Source organism: Streptococcus cristatus, assembly GCF_019685515.1.
Lineage (GTDB): Bacteria > Bacillota > Bacilli > Lactobacillales > Streptococcaceae > Streptococcus.
The window spans coordinates 350,115-370,193 of the sequence record NZ_JABFFN010000001.1; the positions used below are offsets into that span (position 1 = coordinate 350,115).

Annotated in this window: 12 protein-coding genes; all 12 read left to right on the top strand. The window is 37.3% G+C overall.

Annotated elements, in window-relative coordinates; all coding sequences use genetic code 11:
- Positions 1-22: 22 nt before the first annotated feature.
- Complete coding sequence (locus FOA33_RS01725; protein WP_221160431.1) at positions 23-1,390, top strand: sugar transferase; 1,368 nt, start codon at positions 23-25, stop codon at positions 1,388-1,390.
- A gap of 4 nt (positions 1,391-1,394) precedes the next feature.
- Entirely contained in the window at positions 1,395-2,180 is a 786-nt protein-coding gene (locus FOA33_RS01730; RefSeq protein ID WP_221160432.1) for a LicD family protein, read from the top strand.
- A gap of 19 nt (positions 2,181-2,199) precedes the next feature.
- Positions 2,200-2,922 carry a WecB/TagA/CpsF family glycosyltransferase gene (locus FOA33_RS01735; RefSeq protein WP_221161279.1) on the top strand — a complete coding sequence of 241 codons (723 nt, stop codon included), beginning with the start codon at positions 2,200-2,202 and terminating at the stop codon, positions 2,920-2,922.
- Positions 2,897-3,982 carry a glycosyltransferase family 4 protein gene (locus tag FOA33_RS01740; protein ID WP_221160433.1) on the top strand — a complete coding sequence of 362 codons (1,086 nt, stop codon included), beginning with the start codon at positions 2,897-2,899 and terminating at the stop codon, positions 3,980-3,982. The genes FOA33_RS01735 and FOA33_RS01740 overlap by 26 nt, the downstream gene beginning before the upstream one ends.
- The gene (wecB, locus tag FOA33_RS01745; RefSeq protein ID WP_221160434.1) at positions 3,979-5,073 is read left to right on the top strand and encodes a non-hydrolyzing UDP-N-acetylglucosamine 2-epimerase; all 1,095 of its coding nucleotides are present in this window, start codon (positions 3,979-3,981) and stop codon (positions 5,071-5,073) included. Before FOA33_RS01740 ends, wecB begins: the two co-directional genes overlap by 4 nt.
- Complete coding sequence (locus FOA33_RS01750; protein WP_221160435.1) at positions 5,073-6,038, top strand: glycosyltransferase family 2 protein; 966 nt, start codon at positions 5,073-5,075, stop codon at positions 6,036-6,038. The genes wecB and FOA33_RS01750 overlap by 1 nt, the downstream gene beginning before the upstream one ends.
- Before the next feature lie 6 nt (positions 6,039-6,044).
- Positions 6,045-7,460 carry a flippase gene (locus FOA33_RS01755; protein ID WP_221160436.1) on the top strand — a complete coding sequence of 472 codons (1,416 nt, stop codon included), beginning with the start codon at positions 6,045-6,047 and terminating at the stop codon, positions 7,458-7,460.
- Positions 7,461-7,639: 179 nt separating this feature from the next.
- Positions 7,640-8,788 (top strand): polysaccharide polymerase, encoded by a 1,149-nt coding sequence (locus FOA33_RS01760; protein WP_221160437.1) that lies wholly within the window; start codon positions 7,640-7,642, stop codon positions 8,786-8,788.
- Positions 8,789-8,921: 133 nt separating this feature from the next.
- Complete coding sequence (glf, locus tag FOA33_RS01765) at positions 8,922-10,019, top strand: UDP-galactopyranose mutase (protein WP_221160438.1); 1,098 nt, start codon at positions 8,922-8,924, stop codon at positions 10,017-10,019.
- A gap of 24 nt (positions 10,020-10,043) precedes the next feature.
- A complete protein-coding gene (locus FOA33_RS01770) occupies positions 10,044-11,096 on the top strand; it encodes a galactofuranosyltransferase (protein ID WP_213988356.1) in 1,053 nt (350 codons plus the stop codon).
- A 307-nt stretch (positions 11,097-11,403) separates the two neighbouring features.
- Positions 11,404-13,386 carry a peptide ABC transporter substrate-binding protein gene (locus FOA33_RS01775; protein ID WP_221160439.1) on the top strand — a complete coding sequence of 661 codons (1,983 nt, stop codon included), beginning with the start codon at positions 11,404-11,406 and terminating at the stop codon, positions 13,384-13,386.
- 267 nt (positions 13,387-13,653) lie between these two features.
- Positions 13,654-20,070, top strand: a complete 6,417-nt coding sequence (locus FOA33_RS01780) for a SpGH101 family endo-alpha-N-acetylgalactosaminidase (protein WP_221160440.1) — start codon at positions 13,654-13,656, stop codon at positions 20,068-20,070.
- The last annotated feature ends 9 nt before the right edge of the window (positions 20,071-20,079 follow it).

Consider the following 20,079-nt stretch of genomic DNA (forward strand, 5'->3'; position numbering starts at 1 on the left):
GAGATAGCTTAGGGAAGATATTATGGAAGAAAAAGGATTGAAGATTACTTTGGCGGTAATCCAGAGTTTTCTTGTCATTATATTAGCTTATGTACTTAGTTTTGTTAGAGAAACAGAGATTGTGAACACCTCTGTTATTATCTTGTTCATTCTACATTTTGTTGTTTTTAGCGTTAGTGATTATGAGCGTGATTTTTTAAAAAGGGGTTATTTGGCTGAGTTTATCAGCACTACAAAATACATCGTTTTCTTTGCTTTAGCCATCAGTATTTCAAACTTCTTTTTGGAAGATCGTTTTAGTATCTCTAGACGAGGCATGATTTATTTTTTGACAATACATTCTATTTTGTTGTATTTGTTGAATCTGTGCATTAAACGCTATAGGAGACGTATCTTTCCAAATTTCAAGGGGAGTAAAAAGATATTCTTGATAACAGCTACTTCCAGAGTTGAGAAAGTTGTAGATAGACTGATAGAGTCGGGAGATATTTTTTGGGAATTGGTGGCGGTCAGTGTTTTGGATCAGCCCAATTTTCAGCATGCATCCGTAACCGTTGTACCTGCAGAGAACATCTTAGACTTTGCTACCCATGAAGTTGTTGATGAAGTTTTTATCAATTTACCAAGTGAAGAGTATGACATCGGGGAGTTTATCTCTCTTTTTGAAACAATGGGAATTGACGTGACAGTCAACCTGAATGCTTTCAATAACTATCTGGGTAGCGATAAAAAGATTCGCGGAATGGCAGGCTTGAATGTCATTACATTTTCTACAAAATTTTATAAGACAAGCCACGTCATTGCTAAACGCTTCATTGATATCATAGGTTCAATTATCGGACTACTTATTTGTGGCTTGGTGAGTATTGTTTTGGTTCCGGTGATTCGAAAAGATGGCGGACCCGCTATTTTTTCTCAAACTCGTATCGGAAAAAATGGTCGACATTTCACTTTTTATAAATTTAGATCTATGTGCGTGGATGCTGAGAAAAAGAAACAAGAGCTCCTTACACAAAATACCATGCAAGGTGGTATGTTTAAAGTTGATGATGATCCTCGTATAACAAAGATAGGGAGATTTATCCGTAAGACCAGTCTAGATGAACTCCCTCAGTTTTGGAATGTTTTAATGGGAGATATGAGTTTGGTTGGGACACGTCCCCCAACAGTTGATGAGTATGAAAAATATACTCCTGAACAAAAACGTCGTCTTAGTTTTAAGCCAGGAATTACTGGTCTATGGCAGGTGAGTGGTCGTAGTAAAATCACGGACTTTGATGATGTTGTCAAGCTGGACGTAGCTTATATTGATGATTGGACTATCTGGAAAGATATTGAAATATTGTTAAAGACCGTCAAAGTGGTATTTATGAGAGAAGGGGCGAAGTAAAATTATGAATAAAGTGAGGGAAATTCAACTAGGAGAATTATCTTTATTGAAAAGTTTTATTGCTATTTGTAGTAAGCATGATTTAAGATATTATGCTTTGGGAGGAACATTACTAGGAGCAATTCGTCATAAAGGATTTATTCCTTGGGATGATGATATGGATTTAGGGATGCCTCGAAAAGATTATGAAAAATTTTTGTCTATTTGTAACAAGGAACTTCCAGAACATGTTGTTTTGAGACTTCATGATGATAATTTAGGTAATACCTCTATTATGGATACATCCTTACAAATTCCATTTGGAGATGAACTATGTAGTCCATTCATAGATATTTTTCCTTTGGATGGATATCCAGATGATAGTTTTCGCTATTTTATTCATACAAACAAAATTAAATTCTATCGTGCACTTTCTAAAATTTCTGTAATCGATCGTCTTCATGACAGAGATAGGGGAAACTTTGAAAATGCCATTGTGAGTATATCAAAAATTTTAAAATTAAATAAATATCTAAAAACATCCATTATTAATAATAAATTACAAAATCTAATTAAAAAATATGATTTTGAAACAAGTTCAATAGTTGGTAATGTATTAGGTTCCTACAGAGAACGTGAACTTGCTAGAAAAGAAGTATTCGGTGAACCGCAATTACTAGAGTTTGAGAACTTAGAAATAAGTTGCCATGCTAACCCAGATGAATATTTAACAAAAATATACGGTGATTATATGAAGTTACCAAAAGAAGCTGAACGTAAGGGTCACTTCGAGTCTACATGGGGAGATTAATTTGAATAGTTTTGATTTAATGGGGGTCAGGATTGACCCCTTAACAATGGATGAAACAGTAGAGGCGGTTGAGAATTTTGTCATTGAACAACGTCCTCTTCATTTAATGGGCGTAAACGCTGATAAGATTAATCAATGTCAATCAGATGACGTCATTAAAAAAATAGTTAACGATTCTGAAATTATCAATGCAGATGGTGCATCAGTAGTTCTAGCCTCTCGATTTTTGGGCTACCAAGTTCCAGAGCGAGTTGCTGGAATTGATTTAATGCAAAGATTATTAAAATTAGCGGATGAGAAATCTTATTCTGTGTATTTCTTTGGTGCTAAAGAAGAAGTTTTGCAGGATATGTTACAAAATTTCAAAGAAGAGTATCCAAATCTACGAGTTGCTGGACATCGTAATGGTTATTTTTCGGAGGAAGATGAGCAAGATATTCAGGAAGATATTCGTGAAAAGAACCCTGACTTTGTATTTGTTGGAATCACCTCTCCGAAAAAAGAATACATCATTCAAAAATTTATGGGCAATGAAGTGAATTCCATTTTTATGGGTGTAGGTGGTAGTTTTGACGTATTGTCCGGTCATATTCAACGAGCACCACTTTGGATGCAAAAATCAAATCTAGAGTGGTTGTTTCGAGTCGCTAATGAACCAAAGCGTCTCTTTAAACGATATTTTGTGGGGAATATTACCTTTATTAAGCGAGTTTTAGATGAGAAACGAAAAACGAAAAAATAATATTTTACATATTTCACGAACAATGGATATTGGTGGCGCTGAGAGGATTGTGTACCAGTTGAGTTCTGATTTGCAAGATGAGTTTGATAGTGTACACATTGCTTCTACAGGAGGCCTTTGGGAACGAGAATTAGCAGCCCAAGGAATTATCCATCATAAAATTCAGGATATAGACAGCAAAAATCCTTTTACAGTGTTGAAGTTGATTCTTAGTATCTATCAAATTATTAATAATAATGATATCACTCTGGTCCATACTCATCATCGAATGGCTGCTTTTTATATTCGTTTATTAAAACTGATTAATCCCAAATTAATCCACGTTTATACTGCCCATAATGTTTTCAAAGATAAGTTGTCTTTATATAGATTTTCACTGAAAAATGCCTACAGTATTGCAGTTAGTCAAGCAGTCGATAAAAATTTGAAAGATGATGTGGGGATTACCGACAGTACTGTCATCTATAACGGAGTAATCTTAAAGCAGACAAATAAACAGGTTGATGAGATTATGAAGTTTGATGGAATCAAACTTGGTTGTATTGCAAGATTATCTGAACAAAAGGGCTTGACCTATCTTATTGATGCGATGTCTCTGATTTCAAAAGAAAATATTCATTTATTTATCGTTGGTGATGGAGAGCTTAGAACTGAACTAGAAAATAAAGTTAAAGATCTCAATCTAGAAGAGAAAGTAATTTTTTTGGGCTATAGACAAGATATTGTTGAGTGTATTAATAGTTTTGATTTTTGTGTCTTACCCTCAGTATTTGAGGGACTTGGCCTAGTTGCTATTGAAGCATTTATGAATGGAAAAACAATGATTGCAACAGATATTTCAGGATTAAATGAAGTTGTTACGAAAGAAAATGGTGTGTTGGTTCCGCTTAAAGATGCTAGAGCCTTAGCTTCTGCTGTTGAGGGACTGTCGACTGACTTGCAACTTAGAACAAAGTTAGCTACTCAGGCTAAAAAAGATTATGAGGAGAAATTTAGTTATCCTTTGTTTCTAGAGAATTATCGTAAATTTTATCAAAAACTAATGGGAGATCCAAAATGAAAAAAGTAATGTTAGTTTTTGGGACGCGTCCAGAAGCAATAAAAATGTGTCCTTTAGTCAATGAGTTGAAGAAAAACAACTCGATAAAAATACTTGTGTGTGTAACTGGTCAACATAAAGAAATGTTAGAACAAGTTTTGGATGTCTTTAAAGTTGTTCCTGATTATGACTTAGGAATTATGAAGACAAATCAAACATTATTTACAATCACGACAAGTATTTTAGATAAAATTCAAGCGGTTTTAGAGCAGGAGAAACCAGATATTGTTCTTGTTCATGGAGATACTACAACCACTTTTGCAACAGCTTTAGCTGCATTTTACATGGGAATTAAAGTTGGACATGTAGAAGCAGGATTGAGAACTTATAATCTTCAAAGCCCATTTCCTGAGGAATTCAATCGCCAGACTACTTCAATTATTGCGGATTTCAATTTTGCTCCGACAGAGGTGGCTAAAGAGAATCTCTTAAAAGAGGGAAGAGGGAATATCTATGTTACTGGGAATACAGTTATTGATGCCTTGAAAACAACTGTTCAAGATCATTATGACCATCCTATTTTAGAGTGGGCGAAGGACAGTAAACTAATCATGTTGACAGCACATCGACGTGAAAATCTTGGCCAACCCATGGAAAATATGTTTAACGCAGTTAATCGTATCCTGAATGAATTTGAAGATGTTAAAGTCGTATATCCTATTCATAAGAATCCTAAGATTCGTGAGTTAGCAAGTAAGGTATTTGGCGACAATGAACGTATGAAAATCATTGAACCTCTAGAAGTCATTGATTTCCATAATTTTATGAATCAAAGCTACATGATTTTAACAGATTCTGGTGGTGTACAAGAAGAAGCACCTTCTTTAGGTAAACCAGTATTGGTAATGCGTGATACAACAGAACGTCCAGAGGGGATTGCTGCGGGAACATTGAAGTTAGTAGGAACAGAAGAAGAAAATATTTATACTAATTTCAAACTTCTTCTAGAAGATGAAACAGAGTACAGCAAGATGAGTAAAGCAAGTAATCCATATGGAGATGGAAAAGCTTGTGAGCGTATTGTTGATATCATTTTGGAAGGATTATCATAATGGATCAGATTTCTATTGTTATACCAGTGTACAATGTCGAGGACTATCTTCAATATAGTGTAGGCAGTTTAAGAAAGCAGACCTATAAGAATGTCGAGATTATCCTGGTAGACGATGGTTCGACGGATAGTTCTGGAGAAATTTGTGACCAATATGCTCGAGAAGATGACAGAATTAAAATTCTGCATATTGAAAATGGCGGACAATCTAGGGCTAGAAATATAGGAGTAAAAGAGGCTTCCTCTGATTGGATTATGTTTCTAGACTCAGACGACTATTATGATTTAAGAGCGGTTGAATATTTAGTTGATTTAAGAGACAAATATGACGTTGATTTGGTTGTGACTTCAATTGTTGAAGTGAGAGATCATAAAATAAATAATATAGGCGAAAGTCTTTCATTAGAAAATAGTAAGAAACTAGATAAAGATGAAGCCCTTGTTCAAATGTTTTACGGGAATAGTGTAGGAACTCATCCTGGAGGAAAACTTTATAAGAAAGATATTTTATTAAAATATCCTTATCCAGAGGGAATGATATATGAGGATTTAGCTATTGCCTATGAACATATTGCCGCTAGCGGAGAGATTGCGGTAGGATCTATTAATCTATATAAATATTATCGGAGATCAGGTAGTACCGTGAATTCTGCATATAGTACAAAACTTCTAGATTTTTACAAGGCAATGGATTGCAATAGGAATTATGTAGAACGAGACTTTTCAACCAACCAAGAGATGCGAAGAGCCTTAAATGTACGATATGTTTTTAATGGTCTTCACATTGTCCATGCATTACTTGGTTCCAATATGTATCAAGAGGTTAATAAGGTACGTAAAGAATACGTTCAGTATTTCAAGGACGTTATTCCGAATCCAAATGTCACAAGGAAAAATAAATTGAAATATATATTGTTTCTCGTATCTGCAAAACTGTATAAAAAAGTCAGAGGGAAAATGGGTTAGATAGTCATGAAAGTTTTGAAAAACTATGCTTACAATCTCTCTTATCAATTATTAGTGATTATTCTTCCGATTATCACAACACCTTATGTTACTAGAGTTTTTAGCTCAAACGATTTAGGAACTTATGGATATTTCAACTCAATTGTTACCTATTTTATTCTCTTAGCGACTTTAGGAGTTGCTAATTATGGGACAAAAGAAATTTCAAGTCATCGGAAAGATATTCGAAAAAACTTCTGGGGTATCTATACCTTGCAGTTTGGTGCAACATGCTTATCAATTTTATTATATATAATTTTGTGCTTTGCATTTCCATTTATGCAGAATCCAGTAGCGTATATTTTAGGCTTAAGTTTATTATCTAAGGGAATGGATATTTCTTGGCTTTTTCAAGGCTTGGAGGATTTTCGTAAGATAACAGTTAGAAACATCACTGTTAAACTGGTGGGAGTTGTTTCAATATTTTTATTTGTCAAAACCCCAGGTGATTTATATCTATATGTTTCCTTATTGACAGTATTTGAATTATTAGGCCAGTTAAGTATGTGGTTTCCAGCACGTGAATTTATTGGCAAGCCTCACTTGGATTTATGTTATGCAAAGAAACATCTTAAACCGGTAATTTTATTGTTTTTGCCTCAAATAGCAATTTCTTTGTATGTTACTTTAGATAGAACAATGCTCGGTGCTTTAGCATCAACTACTGATGTTGGTATTTATGATCAAGCTTTAAAATTGGTGAATATTTTACTTACTTTGGTAACTTCTCTGGGAAGTGTCATGCTTCCACGTGTTTCAAATCTTTTATCAAAAGGAAATAATGAAGCCGTGAATCGAATGCATCAGGTATCTTTTTTAATTTACAATTTGGTAATTTTTCCAATTATTGCGGGCATGCTAATTGTTAATAATGATTTTGTAAAATTTTTCTTGGGCAATGACTTCCAAGATGCCAGGTATGCTATTGCAATTATGATTTTTAGAATGTTCTTTATTGGGTGGACGAATATTATGGGAATTCAAATTTTGATACCTCATAATAAGAATAAAGAATTTATGACTTCAACCACGGTTCCAGCAATTATTAGTGTAGGATTAAATCTGCTCTTACTACCTAAATTTGGCTATATTGGTGCATCAGTTGTATCGGTACTAACGGAAGCCTTAGTATGGTTCATTCAATTGTATTTTACAAGAGAATATCTGAGAAAAGTGCCAATTTTTGCTTCAATGTTTAAAATATTTTTAGCGTCTATCCTTATGTATTTTGTTCTTTCATTATTAAAGACAGGTATGCATTTTGTACCGTTGGTTAATGTTGTTATATGTGCAGTTGTAGGGGGAATACTTTATGTTCTGCAAATTTTATTATTTAGAGTAGTTAGTCTAAAAGAGCTAAAAGAGCAATTATTCAATAAATAGAATGGTAAGAATATCACTATAAATTAATTAAATTTTTTTATAGATGAGAATTTGTTTTAGATAATATTGTAAAGGGTTAAAAGTTTAGGAAAGTGAGGAAGGGAGATTGTAGATGAGCTAAAATTTCTATGATTTAAAATAATCAGTTTAGTTTATTCTATATTATTCTTTATCAAAAAATGAAAAAAATAAATATTGAAAACCTACTGGTTAACATTGTTGTAGCGATAGTGGTATTTTTTAATGCTATATCTACAACAATGTTGGATAGGACTTTTTTTCAAGTCAAAGCAAATTATCTGTTTGTAGTTGTATTGCTTTTAGGACTTCGATTTTTGTATAAAATGAGGATTTCTTACAAATATCTGGTATTATCTATCTTACTTCTCTTAACAGGAATTGTAGTATATTTACAAACTGGTAGGCTTAATTTTTTTGTCTATTCGACATTACTAGTTTTTTTAGTTAATGTTGATATGAAAGTAATTTTGAAAAATTATATTTTTGTCTCTAGTATAGTATTGATAGTTGTATTTATATTATCACTTTTAGGAATAGTACCAAATTTACAATATAATCGAGGGGGAGTGATTCGAAATTCCTTTGGCTTTATTTATCCGACCGATTTTGCTTCTCACTGTTTCTATCTATTTATAGCTTATTCCTATCTATTAAAGGATAGATTGATTTGGACAAGAACAATAGTGGGGATTCTACTAGCTGGCTTTGTCATTAAATATTGTGACGCACGCTTAAATGCATTGTCTATTTTATTAGCAACGGTTATCTTTATATATTTTTATGTTGTTGGAGAAAAGAAACTTCGTATTTATGCAATACTGCCATATTCAGTACTGATTTTCTCATCATTAATGATGTATTTATCTTATACGTTTTCTTGGAGCTCACCTTTTCTGGTTTCAATTAATAAATTAATTACGGGTAGGTTGGCGTTAGGAAGAAATGCATTTACTTCCTTTAGTGTAAATTTATTTGGTACCAGAGAAGTTTTGTTTATCGGTTCAGGTGGAAAGACGGAAGCTGTAATGGGATATAACTATGTAGATTCCTCTTATGTCCAGATGCTGTTTACATATGGTATTGTTCCCGTAGTGCTATTAATTATAATTTATATCATTTCAGCAAAAGAGCAGTCTAAAAAAGGTCAATATTTATATGTAGCAATTCTATCTATAATTGCTCTAAACTGCATGATTGAAGCATTCTGGTTTGTGCCCTCGTACAATATTTTTATGTTTATGTTGTTTTCAAAAAATACTTTTGATAGGATTAAATTAAATGATAGTTTTTCGCAAATTAACACTTAAGTTTTTTAATTAGTAGAGAGATTGTTTTAAATGATATAATATTTTTGATCTGTCAATTTTGGTAGTCTAATATCACCTCATTTAATTTAGTTATTAAAAAAGGAACTTTATTGTTTGATAATGGAGATTTAATATGTATGATTATCTAATCGTTGGTGCTGGTTTGTCGGGAGCAATTTTTGCTTATGAAGCAACTAAGCGTGGAAAAAAAGTAAAAGTGATTGATAAGCGTGATCACATTGGTGGGAATATCTACTGTGAGAACGTTGAAGGTATCAACATTCACAAGTACGGTGCACATATCTTCCATACTTCAAACAAAAAAGTCTGGGATTATGTTAATCAATTTGCTGAATTTAACAACTACATCAATTCGCCTGTAGCTAATTACAAGGGTAGCCTTTATAATCTACCTTTCAATATGAATACTTTTTATGCTATGTGGGGGACAAAAACTCCTCAAGAAGTGAAAGATAAGATAGCTGAACAAACGGCTCATATGAAAGATGTTGAGCCTAAAAACTTGGAAGAACAAGCTATTAAGTTGATTGGTCCGGATATCTATGAAAAGTTGATTAAAGGATACACCGAAAAACAATGGGGACGTTCTGCTACTGATCTTCCACCATTTATCATTAAACGCTTGCCAGTTCGTCTAACCTTTGATAATAATTATTTTAATGACCGTTATCAAGGAATTCCAATTGGGGGTTACAACGTTATTATCGAGAATATGCTGAAGGGTGTAGAAGTGGAACTTGGCGTTGACTTTTTTGCCAATTGCCAAGAATTAGAAGCTTCAGCTGAAAAAGTTGTCTTTACAGGAATGATTGACCAATACTTTGATTATAAACATGGTGAGTTAGAATACCGTAGTCTTCGTTTTGAACATGAAGTTCTAGATGAGGAAAATTATCAAGGAAATGCAGTTGTAAACTATACAGAACGTGAAATTCCTTATACTCGCATCATTGAACACAAGCACTTCGAATACGGAACGCAACCAAAGACAGTTATTACGCGTGAATATCCTGCTGATTGGAAACGTGGTGATGAACCCTATTATCCAATCAATGATGAGAGAAACAATGCTATATTTGCTAAATATCAAGAAGAAGCGGTACAGAATGATAAGGTGATTTTCTGTGGACGTTTAGCAGATTATAAATACTACGATATGCATGTGGTAATCGAACGTGCCCTGAATGTGGTAGAGGAAGAGTTTAAATAAGATAATAAAGGATAAAATTAATCGATGAAATATTATCTAAAAGAAGAATTTCTGAAGGATTCTGGTGCACGAAATGCGGGGAACAAGGCACGAAATGATGTCGAAGAAATAGTAGTTCGCGAGGGCTATAGCCCTTTGCTATTGATGGTAGATGATTGGTATCAAATGGGGACTATTAGAGCCCAACGACACAAGGCTCAAGCTCTATCTAAAGCTTTGTCTAAGTTAAAGAAAGGAGATCAGCTACTTATTCAATTTCCTATGCTTCATCATAGTTTCTTTACGACCCATTTAGTAAAAAGAATGCAACGTAAGGGAGTAAAGGTTCACTTTATTATCCATGATTTAGAAGTTTTGCGCTATGCTAATTTGGATACAGTGCCCTGGAAGCATAAAATCCGAGTTCATCTTCAAGAATCTAGTCTTTTGAAACAAGCTGATGGTCTTATTGCTCATAATCCAATTATGAAATCAGTGCTAGTGGACAAGGGAATTTCTGAGAAAAAAATAGTTAGTTTAGGTATTTTTGACTATCTTATCCCGAATTATCAGGATAAAGAAAATCTATCGAAGGAAGGGGCTATTATTGTAGCTGGAAATTTGGCCCAAGAAAAAGCAGGTTACTTATATGAGTTGCCTGCAAGACCGGCATATAACCTCTATGGTGTTGGTTTTGATGAGGCTAGAAAGCTATCCAATGAAACTTATTTTGGTTCATTTCTTCCAGATGAACTACCGTCAGCATTGGAAGGAAGCTTTGGTTTGGTTTGGGATGGTGATAGTTCTAAAACTTGTAGCGGAGTATTTGGTGAGTATTTGAGATACAATAATTCCCACAAGGCCTCCCTTTATTTGGCTTCTGGTTTTCCTATTATTGTTTGGAGGCAATCAGCCTTGGCTAATTTCGTTTTAGAAAAGGAGTGTGGAATTAGTGTTGAGAGCTTGCTTGATTTAGAAAAGGAACTAGAACATTTGTCTGAAGAAGAGTATCAGAATTTGGTAAATAAGGCTAAGTCTGTAGGTCAAAAGATTCGAGAGGGTGCTTACCTCTTTTCTGCATTAAAAAAGTTAAAATGATTGATTGAAATATTATTTTAAGTTATGTATTTCATAGATATTGAAACAAAAGTCAATAACTATGCTTAGAGCAGTTTAAAACTGATTAAATAGATGGGAAGGAGAATCGTTAGATTTTCTCTTTTCTTAAAGTAGTTGTTTTTTAATTGAATTATTGGAATACTTTGTTAAAAAATTAGTGTATTGTATAAATTATTTTAAGATAATTTTTCAGAAAATGCTAAAATCATTCAAAAATTCTGAAAATTCTGTTGACAACTTTCTGAAAAGAGTCTATAATGGGATGTAAATTTTAAAGGAGAAAATGATGAAAAGTTCAAAATTACTTGCCCTTGCGGGTGTGACATTATTGGCAGCTGGCACTCTGGCTGCGTGCTCTGGATCAGGTTCAAGTGCTAAAGGTGAGAAGACATTCTCATATATTTATGAAACGGATCCTGATAACCTAAACTATTTGACAACTGGTAAGGCAGCTACATCAAATATTACGAGCAACGTTATCGATGGCTTGCTCGAAAATGACCGCTATGGTAACTTTGTACCATCCATGGCTGAGGATTGGTCTGTATCTAAGGACGGCTTGACTTACACATATACGCTTCGTAAGGATGCAAAATGGTATACCTCTGAAGGTGAGGAATACGCAGAAGTCAAAGCTCAAGACTTTGTAACTGGTCTAAAATATGCTGCTGATAAGAAATCAGATGGTCTTTACCTGGTTCAGGAATCTATCAAGGGATTGGATGCCTATGTCAAAGGAGAAATTACAGACTTCTCTCAAGTAGGAATCAAGGCCCTTGATGATTATACAGTTCAGTACACATTGAACAAGCCAGAAAGCTTCTGGAATTCTAAGACAACGATGGGAGTTTTGGCTCCAGTAAATGAAGAGTTCTTGAACTCTAAAGGGGATGACTTCGCTAAGGGAACTGATTCAAGCAGTATTCTCTATAATGGTCCATTCTTACTCAAATCAATTGTTGCTAAATCTTCTGTTGAATTTGCGAAAAATCCTAACTATTGGGATAAGGACAATGTCCATATCGATAAGGTTAAATTATCATTCTGGGATGGACAAGACACCAACAAACCAACTGAAGCTTTCAAAGACGGCAGCTTTACAATGGCTCGTCTCTTCCCAACAAGCGCTAGCTACACAGAGACTGAAAAAGCATTTAAAGACAATATTGTTTATACACAACAAGACTCTACTACTTATTTAGTCGGTACGAATATTGATCGTCAGTCCTATAAGTACACTTCTAAGACAACGGATGAAGAAAAAACATCAACCAAGAAAGCTCTTCTAAACAAAGACTTCCGTCAAGCTCTTGCTTTTGGTTTCGATAGAACAGCCTATGCTTCTCAAGTAAATGGTGCAAGCGGGGCAACTAAACTGCTTCGTAACTTGTTTGTTCCTCCTACATTTGTACAGGCAGATGGAAAGAACTTTGGCGAAATGGTCAAAGACAAATTGGTGACTTATGGTGATGAGTGGAGCAACGTGAACTTGGATGATGCTCAAGATGGACTCTACAACCCAGATAAGGCCAAAGCAGAGTTTGCTAAAGCTAAGACAGCCCTCCAAGCGGAAGGTGTGAAATTCCCAATCCACTTGGACATGCCTGTAGACCAAACCAATACAACAAAAGTTCAACGTGTTCAATCTTTTAAACAGTCAGTTGAAGAAAACTTAGGATCGGATAATGTGGTTGTCGATATTCAACAGCTCCAAAAAGATGATGTTCAAAACATTACCTACTTCGCTGAAACTGCGGCTGGAGAAGACTGGGATATCTCAGATAACGTGGGTTGGTCTCCAGACTTTGCAGACCCTTCTACCTACCTTGATATTATCAAACCATCTGTAGGGGAAAATACAAAGACTTACCTAGGATTTGACTCAGGAACAAACAATGCTGCTGCCAAGCAAGTTGGTTTGGAAGACTACGAAAAAATGGTTGTGGAAGCTGGGGAAGAAACTACTGACGTTTCAAAACGTTATGAAAAATATGCTGCTGCCCAAGCTTGGTTGACAGACAGTGCCTTGCTCATCCCAACAACTTCTCAAACTGGTCGTCCAATGTTGTCTAAGATGGTACCATTTACACTTCCGTTTGCATACTCTGGTAACAAGGGTATGAGCGAAGCCCTCTTGTATAAATACCTAGATGTACAAGATAAGGCGGTAACAACAGAAGAGTACCAAAAAGCTCAAGAAAACTGGTTGAAAGAAAAAGAAGAGTCTAATAAGAAGGCTCAAGAAGACCTCGCAAACCATGTGAAATAATTTTACAGGATATGAGAAAGGATTTAGTATTCCTCTTGGATGCTAAGTCCTTTTTATATCTTTAAAGCGAGCTTTTAAATTTGGGGTGTCTTGAGAAATTTTTGCGAATTTTCCTTTTTCCTATTGCTTTCTTAGATATTATTTGTTATATTAAAAGCATAATTATTTTTTATTTATGACAGTTAAGCACGGTACTTTCAGAGAAAGGAGTATTTTTTAAAAAAGAAATGTAAACGCTTACTGTGAAGTGAAAGGATTAAGGAGTTTATGGATAAACAATTTTTTGAAAAACGCTGTAAGTTTAGTATTCGTAAATTTACGCTTGGAGTAGCTTCGGTGATGATTGGAGCGACTTTCTTTGCTACTGCCCCAGTGTTGGCTGATCAAGCAAGGGTTGGTTCAACAACTAATTTACCGAGTGAGCTAGCTGATTTGGATAAGAAGGCTAGTGATGAGGGGCACGATTTTGACAAGGAAGCTGCTGCTCAGAATCCTGGTTCAGCTGAAACTACTGAAGGCCCTCAAACAGAAGAAGAGTTGTTGGCTCAAGAAAAAGAAAAGTCTGAAAAGCCAAGCAATCTGCCAAAAGAATTAGAAGATAAGTTGGAGAAAGCTGAAGACAATGGGCGCGAAGTTGACAAGGATCAATTGGCCCAAGATACTGGGAAGCTCGTCCCAGAAGATGTGGCTAAGACTACCAATGGGGAATTAAACTACGGCGCAACTGTTAAGATCAAGACGCCATCAGGAGAAGGTAGTGGTATTGTCGTTGCAAAAGACCTTGTCTTAACGGTTTCTCATAACTTTATCAAGGACAGCCAAGACGGCAATATCCGTAAGGTTGTGGATAATGACCAAGGGGATGGAGATATCTATAGTATCTCTTATCCAGGATTGCCAGATGTCAAGTTTAGCAAGAAAGATATTGTTCATTGGGATCGTGAAGGCTACCTGAAGGGCTTCAAAAATGATTTGGCCCTTGTGAGATTGCGTACAGTTCTCGAAAACACGCCTGTTGAAGTAACCAAAAAGCCAGCAGTTAAGAAAATCGGAGATAAGCTCCATGTCTTTGGTTATCCAGAAGGGAAATTGAATCCGATTGTCAATACTACAGTTGATTTTGTGGAACCATACGGAGAAGGTGTCCAAGGGATTGGTTACCAAGGAGGGAAACCAGGCGCTAGTGGTGGCGGTATCTTTGATACAGAAGGAAAACTGATCGGTGTACACCAAAATGGTGTAGTTGGAAAGCGGAGCGGCGGTATTCTCTTCTCACCAGCTCAACTAAAATGGATCCAAGACCACATGCGGGGAATTTCAAGTGTGAAACCAGCAGACTTGGAAGAGAAAGAAAAACCGGCTGAGGAAAAACCAAAAGAGGAGAAACCTGCAGCTGCTAAATCTGAAACACCTAAGACGGTAACCCCTGAATGGCAAACAGTAGCGAATAAAGAACAACAGGGAACAGTTACGGTTCGTGAAGAAAAAGGTGTCCGCTACAATCAATTGTCTTCAACTGCACAGAACGACAATGGGGATAAACCAGCCTTGTTTGAAAAACAAGGATTGACAGTTGACGCTAATGGAAATGCGACGGTTGATTTAACCTTCAAAGATGATTCTGAAAAGGGCAAATCACGCTTCGGTGTCTTCTTGAAATTTAAAGACACCAAGAACAATGTTTTTGTTGGTTATGACAAGGACGGCTGGTTCTGGGAGTATAAATCTCCAACCGATAGCACCTGGTATAAGGGCAACCGTGTAGCAGCACCAGAACCAGGTTCTGTAAACCGTCTTTCTATCACCCTCAAATCAGATGGACAACTCAATGCAACGAATAATGATGAGAAACTCTTTGATACGGTCACTTTGCCAGCAGCTGTTAATGAAACTCTCAAAAATGAGAAGAAAATCGTCCTAAAAGCTGGTTTCTATGGCAATGAGCGTACAGTTGTCAGCGTTAAAACAGACAATCAAGAAGGCGTAAAAGCGGATGATACTCCTGCCCAGAAAGAAACAGGTCCGGCCGTTGACGACAGCAAGGTGACTTATGACACTATTCAGTCTAAGGTCCTCAAGGCAGTGATTGACCAAGCCTTCCCACGTATTAAAGAATACAGTTTGAACGGGCATACCTTGCCAGGACAAGTCCAACAATTCAATAAAGTCTTTATCAACAAACACGAAGTCACACCTGAGGTTACCTACAAAAAAATCAATGAGACAACTGCAGAGTACTTGATGAAGCTTCGCGATGATGCTAATCTTATCAATGCAGAAATGACGGTCCGTCTGCAAGTTGTTGATAATCAGTTGCACTTTGATGTGACCAAGATTGTCAACCACAATCAAGTTACTCCAGGTCAAAAGATTGATGACGAAAGAAAACTACTTTCTTCTATTAGTTTCCTTGGTAATGCTTTAGTCTCTGTTTCGAGTGATCAAGCTGGTGCTAAGTTTGATGGGGCAACCATGTCAAACAATACCCATGTCAGCGGAGATGATCATATCGATGTAACCAATCCAATGAAAGATTTGGCTAAGGGTTACATGTATGGATTTGTTTCTACAGATAAGCTTGCTGCAGGTGTTTGGAGCAACTCTCAAAACAGCTACGGTGGAGGTTCTTATGACTGGACTCGTTTGACAGCTTATAAAGAAACCGTTGGAAATGCCAACTATGTAGGAATCCACAGCTCTGAATGGCAATGGGAAAAAGCTTATAAGGGCATTGTTTTCCCAGAATACACGAAGGAACTTCCAAGTGCTAAGGTTGTTATCACTGAAGATGCCAATGCGGACAATAAAGTCGATTGGCAAGATGGTGCCATTGCTTATCGTAGCATTATGAACAACCCTCAAGGTTGGGAAAAAGTCAAGGATATTACAGCTTATCGTATCGCGATGAACTTTGGCTCACAAGCACAAAACCCATTCCTTATGACCTTGGATGGTATCAAGAAGATCAATCTTCACACAGATGGTCTAGGACAAGGTGTTCTCCTTAAAGGATATGGTAGCGAAGGCCATGACTCTGGTCACTTGAACTATGCTGATATTGGTAAGCGTATCGGTGGTGTTGAAGACTTTAAGACCCTAATTGAGAAGGCTAAGAAATATGGAGCTCATCTAGGTATCCACGTTAACGCTTCAGAAACTTATCCTGAGTCTAAGTACTTCAATGAAAAAATTCTTCGTAAGAATCCAGATGGAAGCTATAGCTACGGCTGGAACTGGCTAGACCAAGGTATCAACATTGATGCTGCTTATGACTTGGCGCATGGACGTTTGGCTCGCTGGGAAGACTTGAAGAAAAAACTTGGTGAAGGTCTCGACTTTATCTATGTGGACGTTTGGGGTAATGGTCAATCAGGTGATAACGGTGCCTGGGCTACCCACGTTCTTGCAAAAGAAATCAATAAACAAGGCTGGCGCTTTGCGATCGAGTGGGGACACGGTGGTGAGTACGACTCTACCTTCCATCACTGGGCAGCTGACTTGACCTATGGTGGCTACACCAATAAAGGTATCAACAGTGCCATCACGCGCTTTATTCGTAACCATCAAAAAGATGCTTGGGTAGGGGACTATAGAAGTTACGGTGGTGCAGCAGATTACCCACTTCTAGGTGGCTACAGCATGAAAGACTTTGAAGGATGGCAAGGACGGAGTGATTACAATGGCTATGTAACCAACTTATTTGCCCATGACGTCATGACTAAGTACTTCCAACACTTCACTGTAAGTAAATGGGAAAATGGTACACCAGTTACCATGACCGATAACGGTAGCACCTATAAATGGACTCCAGAAATGAAGGTTGAGCTAGTCGATGCAGCAGGTAACAAGGTTGTTGTAACTCGTAAGTCTAATGATGTCAATAGCCTACAGTACCGTGAACGTACAGTAACGCTCAACGGACGTGTCATCCAAGATGGTTCAGCTTACTTGACTCCTTGGAACTGGGATGCAAATGGTAAGAAACTTCCTACTGATAAGGAAAAAATGTACTACTTCAATACGCAGGCCGGTGCAACAACTTGGACCCTTCCGAGTGATTGGGCAAAGAGCAAGGTTTACCTTTACAAGCTAACTGACCAAGGTAAGACAGAAGAGCAAGAACTAACTGTAAAAGATGGCAAGATTACTCTAGACCTTCTAGCTAATCAACCATACGTTCTCTATCGTTCGAAACAAACCAATCCTGAAATGTCATGGAGCGAAGGCATGCACATCTATGACCAAGGATTTAACAGCGGAACCTTGAAACACTGGACCATTTCTGGTGATGCTTCTAAGGCAGAAATTGTCAAATCACAGGGTGCAAATGAAATGCTTCGTATCCAAGGCAATAAGAGCAAGGTCAGCCTTACTCAGAAATTAACTGGCTTGAAACCAAATACTAAATATGCCGTTTATGTTGGTGTCGATAACCGTAGTAATGCCAAAGCAAGTATCACAGTGAATACTGGCGAAAAAGAAGTGACTACCTATACCAATAAGTCACTTGCTCTCAACTATATCAAAGCATATGCTCATAACAATCGTCGTGACAATGCTACAGTTGACAATACAAGTTACTTCCAAAACATGTACGCCTTCTTTACAACAGGATCTGACGTATCAAATGTCACTCTTACTTTGAGTCGTGAAGCTGGTGATGAAGCAACTTATTTTGATGATATTCGTACCTTTGAAAACAATTCAAGCATGTACGGAGAAAATCATGATACAGGTAAAGGCACCTTCAAACAAGACTTTGAAAATGTTGCTCAGGGTATCTTCCCATTCGTAGTGGGAGGTGTCGAAGGTGTTGAAGACAACCGCACTCACTTGTCTGAAAAGCATGATCCATATACACAACGTGGTTGGAACGGTAAGAAAGTTGATGATGTTATCGATGGAAATTGGTCACTCAAGACCAATGGACTGGTTAGCCGTCGTAACTTGGTTTACCAAACCATCCCACAAAACTTCCGCTTTGAAGCTGGTAAGACCTACCGTGTAACCTTTGAATACGAAGCAGGATCAGACAATACCTATGCCTTTGTAGTCGGTAAGGGAGAATTCCAGTCAGGTCGTCGTGGTAGTCAAGCAAGCAACTTGGAAATGCATGAATTGCCAAATACTTGGACGGATTCTAAGAAAGCCAAGAAGGCAACCTTCCTCGTGACAGGTGCAGAAACAGGCGATACTTGGGTAGGTATCTACTCAACTGGAAACGCAAGCAATACTCGTGGTGATTCTGGTGGAAATGCCAACTTCCGTGGTTATAACGACTTCATGATGGATAATCTTCAAATCGAAGAAATTACCCTAACAGGTAAGATGTTGACAGAAAATGCTCTGAAAAACTACTTGCCAACTGTTGCAATGACTAATTACACCAAAGAGTCTATGGATGCTTTGAAAGAGGCGGTCTTTAACCTCAGCCAGGCTGCTGATGATATCAGTGTGGAAGAAGCGCGTGCTGAAATTGCCAAGATTGAAGCCTTGAAGAATGCTTTGGTTCAGAAGAAAACAGCCTTGGTAGCAGAAGACTTTGAAAGTTTGGATGCGCCAGCTCAACCAGGTGAAGGCCTAGAGAATGCTTTTGATGGTAATGTATCTAGCCTATGGCATACATCTTGGAATGGAGGAGATGTAGGCAAGCCTGCAACTATGGTCTTGAAAGAGCCTACTGAAATCACAGGACTTCGTTATGTACCACGTGGTTCAGGTTCAAATGGGAACTTGCGAGATGTAAAACTGGTTGTCACAGATGAGTCTGGCAAGGAGTATACCTTTACTGCAACTGATTGGCCAGATAACAACAAGCCAAAAGACATTGATTTTGGTAAGACAATCAAGGCTAAGAAAATTGTCCTTACTGGTACCAAGACTTACGGAGATGGTGGCGATAAATACCAATCTGCAGCGGAACTCATCTTTACCCGTCCACAAGTAGCAGAAACACTGCTTGACTTGTCAGGATATGAAGCAGCTTTAGCCAAGGCTCAAAAATTGACAGATAAAGAAAATCAAGAGGAAGTGGCTGGAGTTCAGGCGAGCATGAAATATGCGACGGATAACCATCTCTTGACGGAAAGAATGGTGGAATACTTTGCAGACTATCTCAACCAATTAAAAGATTCTGCTACGAAACCAGATGCTCCAACAAGTAGCAAGGGTGAAGAACAACCACCAGTTCTTGATGTACCTGAATTCAAAGGCGGCGTCAATGCAGCAGAAGCAGCTGTACATGAAGTCCCTGAGTTCAAGGGCGGTGTCAATGCAGCAGAAGCAGCTGTACATGAGGTCCCTGAGTTCAAGGGTGGAGTCAATGCAGCAGAAGCAGCTGTACATGAGGTCCCTGAGTTCAAGGGTGGGGTTAATGCAGTTGAAGCAGTTGTCAATGAAGTCCCAGAGTTTAAGGGAGGAGTCAATGCGGTCCAAGCCTTGGTAAACGAGAAACCAGCCTACACAGGTGTATTGGCTACTGCTGGAGATCAAGCAGCTCCAACAGTTGAAAAACCTGAGTACCCGCTCACTCCAAGTGCAGTAGCTACTACCAAAACTCCAGGAGCTAAAGATGAAGAGAAACTTCCTGCTACAGGAGAACACAGCTCAGAAGTGGCCCTCTTCTTAGCAAGTGTGAGTATCGCTTTATCTGCCGCAGTTCTTGCGACACGAAAAGAAGACTAAAGAGATTTG